At 69.7% G+C, this 12431-nt stretch carries 12 protein-coding genes; 4 read left to right on the top strand and 8 right to left on the bottom strand.

Annotated features, from left to right (window positions below):
- Nucleotides 1–43: 43 nt before the first annotated feature.
- Nucleotides 44–970, top strand: a complete 927-nt coding sequence (locus OB895_RS15670) for a hypothetical protein (protein ID WP_079113424.1) — start codon at nt 44–46, stop codon at nt 968–970.
- Here OB895_RS15670 and OB895_RS15665 read toward each other — a convergent pair.
- On the bottom strand, nt 967–1953 hold the full coding sequence (locus tag OB895_RS15665) for a helix-turn-helix transcriptional regulator (protein WP_311878094.1): 987 nt from the start codon (nt 1951–1953) through the stop codon (nt 967–969). The genes OB895_RS15670 and OB895_RS15665 overlap by 4 nt on opposite strands.
- Before the next feature lie 61 nt (nt 1954–2014).
- Here OB895_RS15665 and OB895_RS15660 point away from each other — a divergent pair, with 61 nt between their 5' ends.
- Together OB895_RS15660 and OB895_RS15655 are read left to right on the top strand one after the other, a co-directional pair.
- Nucleotides 2015–3052 (top strand): ATP-binding cassette domain-containing protein, encoded by a 1038-nt coding sequence (locus OB895_RS15660; RefSeq protein WP_311878093.1) that lies wholly within the window; start codon nt 2015–2017, stop codon nt 3050–3052.
- A complete protein-coding gene (locus OB895_RS15655; RefSeq protein WP_042538654.1) occupies nt 3049–3831 on the top strand; it encodes an ABC transporter permease in 783 nt (260 codons plus the stop codon). Before OB895_RS15660 ends, OB895_RS15655 begins: the two co-directional genes overlap by 4 nt.
- Before the next feature lie 58 nt (nt 3832–3889).
- On the opposite strand, the gene OB895_RS15650 is transcribed toward OB895_RS15655, so the two are convergent.
- Together OB895_RS15650 and OB895_RS15645 are read right to left on the bottom strand one after the other, a co-directional pair.
- Nucleotides 3890–4888, bottom strand: a complete 999-nt coding sequence (locus OB895_RS15650; RefSeq protein ID WP_042538652.1) for an NADP-dependent oxidoreductase — start codon at nt 4886–4888, stop codon at nt 3890–3892.
- 34 nt (nt 4889–4922) lie between these two features.
- A complete protein-coding gene (locus OB895_RS15645; RefSeq protein WP_042538650.1) occupies nt 4923–5636 on the bottom strand; it encodes an SDR family oxidoreductase in 714 nt (237 codons plus the stop codon).
- Between the two features lie 105 nt (nt 5637–5741).
- Here OB895_RS15645 and OB895_RS15640 point away from each other — a divergent pair, with 105 nt between their 5' ends.
- Nucleotides 5742–6344 (top strand): TetR/AcrR family transcriptional regulator, encoded by a 603-nt coding sequence (locus OB895_RS15640; protein WP_042538648.1) that lies wholly within the window; start codon nt 5742–5744, stop codon nt 6342–6344.
- A gap of 21 nt (nt 6345–6365) precedes the next feature.
- Here OB895_RS15640 and OB895_RS15635 read toward each other — a convergent pair whose 3' ends face one another.
- The 5 genes from OB895_RS15635 to OB895_RS15615 form a co-directional block, all read right to left on the bottom strand.
- A complete protein-coding gene (locus OB895_RS15635) occupies nt 6366–7772 on the bottom strand; it encodes a DUF6716 putative glycosyltransferase (RefSeq protein WP_311878089.1) in 1407 nt (468 codons plus the stop codon).
- Nucleotides 7769–8641 (bottom strand): N-acetylneuraminate synthase family protein, encoded by an 873-nt coding sequence (locus tag OB895_RS15630; RefSeq protein ID WP_309691028.1) that lies wholly within the window; start codon nt 8639–8641, stop codon nt 7769–7771. Before OB895_RS15630 ends, OB895_RS15635 begins: the two co-directional genes overlap by 4 nt.
- Before the next feature lie 85 nt (nt 8642–8726).
- Nucleotides 8727–9968 carry a cytidylyltransferase domain-containing protein gene (locus OB895_RS15625; protein ID WP_376708816.1) on the bottom strand — a complete coding sequence of 414 codons (1242 nt, stop codon included), beginning with the start codon at nt 9966–9968 and terminating at the stop codon, nt 8727–8729.
- Nucleotides 9969–9982: 14 nt separating this feature from the next.
- Nucleotides 9983–11341 (bottom strand): polysialyltransferase family glycosyltransferase, encoded by a 1359-nt coding sequence (locus OB895_RS15620; protein ID WP_042538644.1) that lies wholly within the window; start codon nt 11339–11341, stop codon nt 9983–9985.
- Entirely contained in the window at nt 11338–12318 is a 981-nt protein-coding gene (locus OB895_RS15615; protein WP_311878088.1) for a glycosyltransferase family 2 protein, read from the bottom strand. The genes OB895_RS15620 and OB895_RS15615 overlap by 4 nt, the downstream gene beginning before the upstream one ends.
- Nucleotides 12319–12431: the final 113 nt, after the last annotated feature.

Genomic DNA, 12431 nt, shown 5'->3' with positions numbered 1-12431 from the left:
GCGTCACACGGCGGCGTCCGCCGAGCGGTGTAGCGTCTCGAACATGGCAGCCGCAGACAGTCCCGCGACGACCCCGCAGAAGACCCACCGCTATCTCCGTCTGTCGCTGGTGCTGATCGTGTTCGCCCTGCTCGTGAGCGTCGCGCTGCAGAGCTTCGTGGTGATGTGGGAGCCGATGATGTTCGGCTGGAATCCGCTCCACTCGATCAGCCACGCGATCTACACGCCGGCCCGCGACGTCTTCGCCGGAGCGCTGATCGCGACATCCGTCGTCCTGCTGGCTCTCTCAGGACGCAGCCGGGCGACGACGCTGCTCGACGTATGCGCCGTCTTGGCGCCGCTCATCGCGATCGTTCCGACCGGGCTCGCCGACACTCGCGCGGTCGGCCACATTCCGTGCCCGATCGCCACGGAGTGCATCCCCGCGGGATACGTCGGCAGCGCCAAGGCGGGGATCGCGGTCTATGCCGTGGTGGTGGTGGCCGTGGTGATCACGATGGCGGTGATCCGCCGCCGCACGCGCACCCCGAACCGGGCGGCCGTGCTGGTGTCGTTGTTCGCGCTCGTCACGGCCGCTGTCGTCACGGCACTCGCCTTCGCCCCGGCGCTCGACGAGTACTTCCCGTTCAACTTCTGGCCTGTGAACAGCATCCACTTCGCAGTGACCCTGCTGTTCTTCGGAGTGTTCGCGGCGGTCCCGATCCTCTACGCGGGCGGCCCACTCGAGCCAGGCGAGACTCCGCCCACACCCCGGCAACGATCGGTCTATCGCTGGATCGCGGGGCTGCTCATCGCCGACCTCGTGCTGCTCGTGGTCGCGGTGCTCTTCCGTCAGACCTTCGGGGAGACGCCCGTCGTACTCATCGGCGAGGCGGTCGCCCTGATCCTGTTCGCGGCATTCTGGTGGGTGCAGACATTTCAACGGTGGAACGACCCGAACCCTCCTTCGATCGCCGCACCCCGCCCTTAGTCGCGCGGATCGGGAGCCGGCGCATCGAGCGCCCGCAGAAGCCGCTGCACCGACTCCCGCAGCTCGGCGCGATGCGGCTCGGGGAAGCTGGTCGTGTACTCGACGCCCTGGGGGATCCAGAGCAGCGCGTACATCGCCTCGCGCCAGTCCGAGCCGCCGAAGGGCCAGCGCGTGCGATTCTCACCCTCGGGAGTCGCGCCCTCGGACCAGGGCCCGAACATGTCCTGCATCTCGGGGAACGGCAGCTGCATCACGGCATCCGCCTCGATCTTCTGCGGCGACCACGACGCGGCGATGAGCACCCGCTCGTCGATCTCCTCGGTCGAGATCTCGCGTCGTGTGAACAGCACCCTGGTGTGCTCGACCGAGACGATCCGGTCGACGCGGAAGGTCCTCCAGTCATCGCGGTCGAGATCCCAGCACAGCAGGAACCATTTGCGGCCCGAGGGAGCGAGCGCGTGCGGCTCGACCCGACGCACGCTCTCGGCACCCGCTCCGTCGACGTAGCGCATCCGCACACGCTCGTGGTCTCGGGTCGCGAGAGCGATCTCCCCCAGCACGATGGGCGAGACCACCGGGGCGTCGCCGATGCGCGGTGGCTGCACGGCGGCGGCGAGCGCATTGACCCGCTGACGCAGCGCCGACGGCAGCACCTGCTCGAGCTTCGCAAGTGCCGTCAGCGTCACCTCGGCACCGCCCACCAGCTGCTGCGTCGCGGCGACGCGAAGACCGATCGCCATCGTCACCGCCTCGTCATCGGTGAGCAACAGCGGGGGCACGGCACTGCCGGCCTCGAGGCGGTATCCGCCGGCCGCTCCGGGCGTCGACTCCACGCGGTATCCGAGCTCTCGCAGCCGATCGACGTCGCGGCGCACCGTGCGCTCGGTGACGCCGAGCCTGCTCGCCAGTTCCGTGCCGGGCCAGTGCCTGTGCGTCTGCAGCAGATTGAGCAGGGCGAGGGCTCTGGAGGTGGTGTCGGACATGTCTCAAGATTGACAGAAATTGCGGACAGGATCTGTCCTGATTGCGTTCTAGCCTGCTGGCATGTCGAACGAATCCATCATCGAAACCGAAGGCCTCACCAAGGTCTTCACCGTCAAGAAGACGTCGGTCGAAGCGGTCACCGACCTCTCCTTCACTGCGGTGCGCGGCGAGCTCGTCGCGTTCCTCGGCCCGAACGGCGCGGGCAAGTCGACGAGCCTGCGGATGCTGACGACGCTCATCCCGCCGACGTCGGGGACCGCCCGCGTCGTCGGCCACGACATCCGCACGGATGCGGCCGGAGTTCGCGCACGCATCGGCTACGTCGGTCAGCTCACGAGCGGCAGCTTCTCGCAGCGGGTGCGCGATGAGCTGCTCAGCCAGGGCGCGTTCTACGGCATGAGCCGGCGCGACAGCATCCGTCGCGCCGATGAGCTGATCGAGTCCCTCGATCTCTCCTCGTTCGCGGCCCGCACGGTGCAGCAGCTCAGCGGAGGTCAGAAGCGCCGGCTCGACATCGCGCTCGGTCTCATGCACGCGCCGCCGCTGATCTTCTTGGACGAGCCGTCGACCGGTCTCGACCCGCAGAGCAGGGCCAATCTGTGGGAGCACATCCTCGACCTGCGCACCCAGCACGGCACGACCGTCTTCCTGACCACGCACTATCTCGAAGAGGCCGACCGCTACGCCGAGCGGGTGATGGTCATGGACAAGGGCCGCATCATCGCCGACGACGACGCGGCAGCGCTGAAGGCGACGCTCGCCGGCGACGTGCTCACCTTCGGCTTCGCGAACGATGCGGATGCCGCGAACGCACGCCCGGCCGTCGCTCGCCTCAGCGGGGCCGAGGTGTCGCTCGACGACGACTCGCTGACGCTGGCCGTGCCCGACGGCGACCGACTGCTGCCGGTGATCGTGCGCGAGCTGGATGCCGCCGGCATCCTGGTGCGTCGGGCGACCGGCGTCCCACCCACCCTCGACGACGTCTTCCTCGCTCTGACCGGGCGCACGCTGCGCGAAGCGGGCGAAGGCACCGCCGATGCATCCGAGTCCGATGCCGCAACCGGGGTCGAGAACGACAAGACAGGAGTCCGCTCATGACCACCAGGACCGACACCCTCGTGCGCGCGAATCTCATGCGCGACACCAGGAACGTGTTGACCCGCGAGCTCAAGCCGGTGCTGCGCGACCCGTTCACCCTGATCTTCAGCCTGCTGCAGCCGCTCGTGTTCCTCGGCCTGTTCGCGCCGCTCCTCATCGGCGGGTCCGGCCGACCGGCCGGAGAGACCCTCGCCTGGTTCGTGCCCGGCGTGCTCGTGATGATCGTGCTGTTCGGCACCGGCGCCACGGGCTCGAACCTGCAGTACGAGATGATGACCGGCTCGCACGAGCGCACGCTGGTCGCACCGCTCGCGCGCTCATCGCTGCTCGTGGGTCGTGCGCTCAAGGAGATCGCGCCGATCGTGGTACAGGCTCTGATCATCGTGCTGATCGCGTGGCCGTTCGGGTTCGCGATCAACCTGCCGGGCCTGTTCATCGGGCTCGCGCTGCTCGCGGTCTTCGGCGTCGGACTCGGTTCGCTGTCGTACTCGCTGGCGTTGGCCACCAAAGACCGCGAGTGGCTGTTCTGGGGAGTGCAGCAGTCGCTGATCTTCCCGTTGCTGATCCTGTCGGGCATGCTGCTGCCTCTCGACGACGGCCCCGCCTGGATGCGGGCGGTCGCATCGGTCAACCCGGTCAACTGGGTGGTGCAGGCCGAGCGCGCGCTGTTCGCGGGCGACCTGGGCGATCCGACCGTGCTGTGGGGGTGGGTCTCGGCGCTGGCGGTGGCGGTCGTCGGACTCGTGGTGGGAGTACGGGCTATCCGTCGCAGCAGCTGACGCGACACGTCCGCACCGCCGACCCGATGTCCGGGCGGGCGGTGCGGACGTCGCGCGATCAGCGCTCGAGGGTGGCGACGATCTTTCCCCGGCTGCCCCCGGACGCGAGATCCGCGAGCGCGGCGGGTATCTGCCCGAACGGATAGGTCTTCGCGACGACGGGCCTGAGCGCACCTCCGTCGACGAGGGCCGCGATGCGACTCAGCTGCTCGCCATCCGCGCGCATGAAGAGGAACTCGTAAGTGACTCCGAGCCGCTTCGCCTGACGTCGGATCCGTCGGCTCAACACGGCGATCGCGAGGCGCACCATCACGCCCAGCCCCATCCGCTTCGCGAACGCCGGGTCAGGCGGCCCCGAGATCCCGACGGCGAGGCCGCCAGGCTTCAGGACCCGCAGCGACTTCTCGAGATTCTCGCCGCCGAGGCTGTCGAGCACGAAGTCGTACTCCGAGAGGATCTTCTCGAAATCCTCCGCGCGGTAGTCGATCACGACGTCGGCGCCCAGCTCGCGGACGAAGTCGGCGTTCGCCGCGCTCGCGGTGGTGGCGACGATCGCGCCGAGATGCTTCGCGAGCTGGATCGCGATCGAGCCCACGCCGCCGGACCCCGCGTGGATCAGCACCCTCTGCCCCGGTCCGACGTGGCCTCTCTCCACCAGCGCCTGCCACGCCGTGAGAGCCACCAGGGGCAGCGACGCCGCCTCAGCCATCGAGATGCCGTCCGGAATCAGTGCCAGATCCGCTTCCGCCACCGCGATCCGTTCCGCGAACGCCCCCATCCGATTCTGATCCGGCCGGGCGAACACCCGGTCACCGGGACGGAAGGACTCGACCAGGCGGCCGACCCGGATGACCGTGCCCGCCACGTCGTTGCCCATCACGACGGGCAGAGAGTACGGCAGGATCTGCGCGAACTCGCCTGCCCGGATCTTCTCGTCCAGCTGGTTGAGGCCGACGGCCTCGACCGCGACCAGGACGTCTCGCTCCCCCACCTGCGGCTCTTCGACCTCGATGAGTTCCAGCGGCTGCTTGTACTTGGTGAGCACGACTGCGCGCATCGTCTTTCCCCTGTTCGTTCTCGTTCGACCGGGATCAGCCGGCCGCGGGCTGGAGCTGCGGGTAGACCGCCTCGAGCGGCGCGCTGAGCCCGGCCTTGAGCTGCACGGAGATCTCGTCGGCGAGCACCTCGTACTCCCCGCGCTCGGTCGCGTCGAGGATCGCACGCACCAGCTCGGCGGGGTCGGTCTTGGGGTCCGACACGTGCTCTGCCATCGCCGTGTCGACGTAGCCGACGTGCACGCCGACGACGTGCACGCCCGACGGAGCCAGCTCGAGACGGAGCGAGTTGGTGGCCGACCACAGCGCCGCCTTCGTGGCGCTGTAGATGCCGCCGACGGCGAACCAGGCGAGAGCGGAGTGGATGTCGATGACCGTCGCTCCGTCGCGACCCGACTGCAGCGGGGCGTAGGCCCTGGTCAGGAAGAGCGGTCCGAGGAAGTTCGTCTCGACGTTGTGGCGGATCTCATCGTCCGTATGCGTGAGGATCCCCGCGGTCGGCACAGAGGCGCCGGCGTTGTTGATGAGCACCGTCACATCAGGTGCCGCCTCGACGACGGCGCGGATCGACTCCGCATCCGTGACGTCGAGTCGCAGGGGCACCACCCGCTCGTCGGCCCACTCGCGCGGCGTCCGCGCCGTGGCGTACACCTTGGCCGCTCCGCGCGCGAGCGCCTCCTCGACGAAACGGGTGCCGATGCCCCCGTTCGCTCCGGTGATGAGGACGACTGCGCCGTCGAGTGAAGGCATGGAATGCTCCTTGATGTTTGGGACAATGTGGTGTCTGCTGAGTTCGCACGTAAGCGACTGCAGTCATAACTGAGCCCAATCAGTTTATATTCCCGAGAGGACGAGATGTCGACCCCAGCACCGACCCTCGGGCGCCGCGAGCGCAACAAGCAGCAGAAGCTCGAGCGCATCACCGCGGCCGCGACTGAGCTGTTCGCGCAGCACGGCATCGACGACGTCACCACCCAGCAGATCGCCGAGAAGGCAGATGTCGGCACGGGCACGCTGTTCCTGTACGCCAAGACGAAGGGCGAGCTGCTGCTGCTCGTGCAGAACGCGCACTACGCTGTCGCGCTCGAGGCCGGACGTGCGGCCGCCGAGGCGACACCGGACACGCTCGACGCCGCGATGGCTCTCCTCCGCCCGATCATCGAGTGCAATCGCGCCCAGATCGAGAACGGCCGCACCTATCTCCGCGAGATGGTGTTCGGCAATCCGACCGACTCGCACCATGCCGAGGCTCTGCGCATCGTGGGCGACACCGAGAACGCGCTGGCGGACATCCTGCGGCGCGATCCGACCATCGACGACAATCGGGCTGCCGCACTCGCCCGGATCGTGTCAGCGGTGATGTTCGTCACGATGGCGGCGAGCGTCAATGCCGAGGCGAGCATCGATGAGATCGCCCAGGACGTGAGGGCGCAGGTCGACGCACTGCTCCGCCCCTGAGCCCGATCGCCCGCCGGTGTCTCAGCGCCGGATCGAGTCGTGGAACGGGTTCGGCTCGAGGGTGATGTCGGTCGTCGCGTCGGCCCAGGTGCCGCCGTCGCCGGACGCGCGGCCGCGGCGCAGAGCAGCGAGGAGCGCCGTCGCAGGCACCCCCACGGCGAGAGCAGCAGCGCCGCCGAGGGTGCGGTCCTTCGAGCCGAGCACGCTCGCGCGGTGCCACGCCTCGTGAAGCGCGCCGCCTCGGGCTGCCGGCACGCGCTTCGCCGGCAGAGCACCGGCCCGGCGCAGAGCGACCAGCTGCTCGACGTGGTTCCACCAGGTCGACTCGGCCGCCGGGTGGAAGTAGTTGTCTCGCAGCCAGGCGGGGTGCGGATGCCGGAATCGACCGGCCACGACCTCGTTGCGCCCGCCGAGCAGCCCACTGCCGACGAAGACGGTGTTGAGCAGGCTCTTGCTGACGCCGAACGAATCGAGCGCGATCACAGGCACACCGAGCGCCACGGCTTCGACGGCCGCGGTCGAGCTGACTGTCACGAGTCCGGCCGCCGTCGAGAGCGCGGCAGCCATCGAGGAGTAGGAGACCACGAGGTTGTCGGGACGCCGGGCAGGCAGCAGCTCGAGATACGGATCGCGCTCGAGGTGGGTCTCGGACTCCCCTGGGCGCGAGCGCAGCTTGACGACGACTCGACGATTCGGGTCGGCCTCGGCCGCCCTGACGAGGGTGGCGGCGATCTCGGCGCGTTCGTCCCGTCCGACCGGCACCAGGGCCTGCGCCGCGAACACGATGTCGGTCGCCGGCATCCGCACGGCGCTCGGAGTCGGAGGACGATCGGCGATGAGGGTTCCTGCCGGGTGGCCTGCGTCTGCGCCGAGCGCCCGGGCCCGGTCAGCGGCGAGCATACGCGATCGCGATCGCGCGAACGGCAATGTGGCCAGCGCCGTCGGCACCTGCACGCCGATCCGGTGGCCCAGCTCGGCGAACGCGCGTTCCTCACGGTGGGAGTGCACCACGAGCAGGTCGGCATGGCGGCGGTACTCGAGGGCGCCCCGCTGGGCGGGGATCGCCATTCCCGGCAGACCCGCTACGACCACCGGGCGGTGCGAGAGCGTGTCGACCAGGCGCCCCATCAGGCGCACGAACGGCCCGCGCCCGGCGAGCAGGACGACGTCGGGACGCTGTCCCTCGAGCCACGCGGCAGCCTGCGCGAAGCCGATGCGGGTGACGTCGTCTGACAGCATCCCGGTGCCGGCCAGCGCCGTGCGCTGCTGATCGACGCTCGCGGTCAGCGGCGTCTGCACCAGCAGCAGATGCGGACGGATGCCGGGCACACTGCCGAGCAGCGACGCCGACCACTTCACGAACGAGTCGGCGTCGGCGATCGCGACGACCCGCAGCGCGCCCGACCTGCTCGTGCCCGGTTCGCTCATGCGGAGATGCGCCGCAGCTTCGCCATGGGCGCGCGCTCGCTCTCGAACACGCGCTTGACTCCGTCGCCCAGAGCCATCTCGATCACACGGATGTCACGCACGAGGTGCTCGAGGCCGGTGGGCTCGAGGGATGCCGCATGGTCGGAGCCCCACATCGTGCGGTCGAGCGTGATGTGGCGTTCGACGGCGACCGCGCCGATCGCGACGGCGGCGAGAGAGATCTGCAGACCGCGCTCGTGGCCGGAGTAGCCGACCGGCACTCCGGGGTAGCGGTCGCGCAGCGTGGCGATCGCGCGGAGGTTGGCCTCCTCGGGCTCGAGCGGATAGGTCGACGTGGCGTGCATGAGCACGACGCGGTCGGTGCCGAGCGTGGACAGAGCGCGGTCGATCTGCTCGATCGTCGACATGCCGGTCGAGAGGATGACCGGCTTGCCGGTCTCGCGCAGCGCGAGGAGCAGCTCGGTGTCGGTGAGGCTGGCCGAGGCGACCTTGTGAGCCACGACGTTGAGGTCTTCGAGGAACTCGACGCTGGGCACGTCCCAGGGGGACGCGAACCAGTCGAGTCCGAGCATCGTGGCGTGGTCGCCGATGGCGATGTACTCGTCGCGGCCGAACTCGACGCGGCGACGGTAGTCGAGGTAGCTCATGGTGCCCCACGGCGTCTCGCGCGGGACATCGCGCATGTGCTCGGGGGTGGAGATCTCGGGAGTGCGCTTCTGGAACTTCACCGCGTCGGCTCCCGCCTTCGCCGCGACGTCGATCAGACGCTTGGCGATGTCGACGTCGCCGTTGTGGTTGAGGCCGATCTCCGCGATGACATAGGCGGGGTGGCCGCCGCCGATCACGCGTGAGCCGATGCTGACAGTCATGGTTCCTCCGGTCGTCGAAATGGCCTTCTCCCCTGAGTACGCGCCGAGAATGAACGCCACACGACAGGAGGGTTACCGGCACCGGTCAGGCGGGCAACACCCGTTCGATCAGCTCGCGGACGGCACCATGTCCGCCGGCGCGGCTCAGCACGACACGGGCCGCCTCCAGCACGAGGGGATGCGCGTCGGCCACCGCGACCGGCCAGCCGACGATGCGCAGGGCCGGGAGATCGTTGACGTCGTTGCCGAGGTACGCGATGTCGGCGAGCGGGATGCCGACCTCCTCCGCCCACCCCCGCAGCGCCGACTCCTTGTCGTCGATGCCGTGCAGCACCGGCACGCGGAGTTTCTCTGCCCGAGCGCGCACGACGGCGTTGACCTCGGTCGAGAGGATGAGCATCGGGATGCCGGCGCGCCGCAGCAACGACACCCCCATGCCGTCCTCGCGGCTCACCCGCACGCGTTCGACGCCGTCGGCGTCGACGGTCGCGGTGTCGTCGGTGTGCACCCCATCGAAATCGGTGACGATCGCTCGCACCGGCACCCGCTCAGGGCTCTCGTGGAGGGCGGCGAGCGCGCGGGCGATGCGCAGCTGCTGTTCGTCGTCGATTTCGATCGCCGTCCACTCGGGCACCTCGGCGATGCGGATGCGGCCGAAGAAGCGATGCCTCGCCTCGCGGAAGCCGTCGGCGCGGAACACGTAGAACGCCCCCGTCTCGCGGAAGTGCGGCTCGCGATCCTGACGCCGCGGGCGATGCGCGGCATCGTGGTTGAGTGCGACGGCCTCGCCGGCATCCGCTCGCCCTTCGCCGCTCGATTCTCCTCGGCGGCCGCGCGACCACAGGAATCCATAGGTCTCGTGGGCGGCGAACACGCTGTCTGCCCTGCGCTCGCGCACCTCGCGCACCGCACTCGACAGGGCGTCCTGGGCGATGAACGGCGAGGTCGCCTGCAGGAACGCGATCACCTCGGCCGGCTCCCCCTCGCCTTCGAGCACGTCGAGCGCATGCAGGATCGCGGACTCCGACGAGGCCGTGTCGCCGGAGATGTCCGCCGGTCGCCGCACGACTCTCGCCCCGGCTGCCTCGCTCACCGCGGCGATCTCATCGTCATCGGTCGAGACGACGACGAGGTCGATGCCGTCGGTCTCCGACGCGGTGCGCACGGCCCGTTCGATGAGCGGCACCCCGCCGACGCGTCGCAGGTTCTTGCGCGGCACGCCCTTAGACCCGCCTCGCGCCGGGATGATCGCGACGACCCTGCCCGCTGCTGCCGTCTGCTGTTCCGCGCTCATGTCGCTCGTCCCCTCGCCGTCGTCGCCCGTCATCGCTGTCATCCTGCTCATCGCCCTCTGAGCACCCGCCATGCGCGGGCGAGTCTGCGCCGCGCTGCGAGCACTGTGAGCCTCGCCTGTTCGACCCGGCCGATGCCGCCGACCGGGCGCAGCGCTCGACGCACGGCCGTCTCGCGCGGGGCTCCCGGGAGGCGCAGCTCGGCCAGCCTCTCGGGGGCGAAGTACCGATCTCGATCAGAGGGACGGATGCCGCTGAGCAGCTGCTCGGCCCGACCGCGGAGGTGCCCGGCGACGACGGGCTGCATGGCATAGCCGACCGCGTCGATCAGCAGCTGCATGCGCTCGGGGTCGCGATACGGGGAGTCTGCGCGGGTGAGCGCATCGACGATCGTCGCCGGCACTCGGTTGCTGTTCTCATACGGAGTCAGCCGCGCCAGCACGGTGTCTGCCCCGACCGCATCGATCTCGCGGCCGAACAGCGCCTGCACGGTCGGCAGGGCGGTCGAGAACCCGGCGATGACGGCTGTCGCGTCGATGCGTTCGGCCAGCATCTCTGCGGCGAGCGCGCCGCGGTACTCGCGGAAGTCGATGCCGTGCACCCGTGCCCGGTCGCGCAGAGCGTCGCTCAGTCGAGGCGGGGCGGCGGGGTGCGGTTTGAAGACGATGTGCTGCGGTCGCCGGCTCGCCGCGCGGTCGATCATCTCCTTCTGCAGCGCGATCTCCTCGCCCTCGCTGACCAGTCCGAGAGCCGAGAGGTACTGCCCGAGCACGAGCACGGTCGACTCCCCATCGAGAGCGCTGTCGAGCTCTGCCGTGTCGTCGACCGCCGCGGCGGTCTCGCAGAGCACCGCGCGGAACAGGTCGGGTGAGACCGGCACCGGCGTCGCGGTGGGCGCACCCACCAGCGGTGTCAGTCCCGGCACCACGTCGGCGTGCACGACGCGACCGATCCGAGCAGTCACCGTGTGCGGCATCCGCACCCGCATCGGCGAGTACGTCATCAGCCCGTCGCCGATGATCGTGAGTCGCGCGTGCGGGAAGAGCAGCATCAGGGTGCGCGCCGGGGCGATCTGCGGGCTCTGCACGAGCAGTTCGAGGTCGCCGGGGTCGATGTTCCACGCCCGGAGCAGCAGGCGGCGCAGCAGCGGCAGGTCCGAAGCATGGGGCTTCCACGAGCTCGGATGCAGGGGGCCGAGCATCGCGTCGAGATCTTCGATGCGGTCGAACCTGTCGCGGAGGCTCGCCAGTGCGGGGTCGGCGGCGATGCTCACCGATGTCTCGGGCACTCGCGACGACACGAACGGAACGAGGATGCGCTCACCGTGGTCGCCGAGCAATCCGCCGTCGAGCGCTGCGGCTGCGGTGGCCAGCCCGTAGGCGCTGTGCACCGCGAAGAGCTGCGTCATGCGGCGATCCCGACCGTGCGCAGCAGCGGCGCCAGCACGCGGCGCCGGGGTCCGTCGAGACGCGACAGCACCGCCGATGCCTCTCGTTCAGGCAGACGACCGAGCAATGCGCGCAGGCCGGCACGCATCTCGCCGCGCAGCGACGGGGTCATCCTCCTCGACCGCACGAGGTGGCGCGACGAGAGCGCCATCACGCTCCACACCGCCTTCGGCAGGAACCGGTCAGACTCGGCATCCGCCTCGACGATGTCGAGCACCTCGCCCATCGCGCGCACGAAGTCGAGCTGTCGCCGGTCGCGCACCTGGGTGAGCGATGTCGACACCCCGCGGCGGTAGAGCAGGGCCGGGGCGTCGACCACCGCGAACGAGCGGGCCTGCAGGTGCAGCCGCCAGATCCACGGCCGATCCTCGGCGGTGAAGAGGCCCGGTGTGAAACCCGCGAGCCCTTGGTCGATCAGGCGTCGGTGCATGATCCCGGCCCACGCGAACGGGTAGTCGACCATGGTCGGCTCGTCGTCGGGCAGGATCGCCTCACGGGGCGAACCGACGGTCTCCCGCCACGGGTACGGCGCCGGCACGAGGGTGCGCACGCCGGTCTTCACCGTGACGTGGTCGGTGCGGAGGAAGTCGCAGCCCAGCTCGTTCAGCCGCCGGGCCAGCACCGAGAGTCGCTGGGGCTGCATCCAGTCGTCTCCGTCGAGGAAGCAGAAGGCGTCGCCCTCGACATGCTCGAGCCCCTGGTTGCGGGCACTCGCGAGCCCTTTCGGCCGAGGGTTGACGATGACCTCGGCGTGCGGGAACCGCTCGGCGTATCGCCTCATGAGCGTGCCGGTGTCATCGCGCGAGCCGTCGTCGATCGCCACGAGCTTGAGCGAGGCAGGGTCGTCGAACTGCCGTGTCAGCGTCTCGAGCGTCGTACCGATGTAGGCGCCTGCGTCTTTCGCGGGCAGGATGACGGTGACGAGCGGTGTGCGCACAGAACTCCCCCGGGTCGACGGTCTCGGAATGCTCGCAGGCGCTCCTTGCCGGTCGGGGGCCGGCGGGTGAACGCACGGTGACGCGATATCGGCCGACCCACCGGTGCCCTCTG

Origin of the sequence: Microbacterium forte (assembly GCF_031885415.1) — a bacterium.
Classification (GTDB): domain Bacteria; phylum Actinomycetota; class Actinomycetes; order Actinomycetales; family Microbacteriaceae; genus Microbacterium; species Microbacterium forte.
The sequence above is the reverse complement of the archived record's forward strand: the minus strand, read 5'-3'. Positions and strand labels throughout refer to the sequence as shown.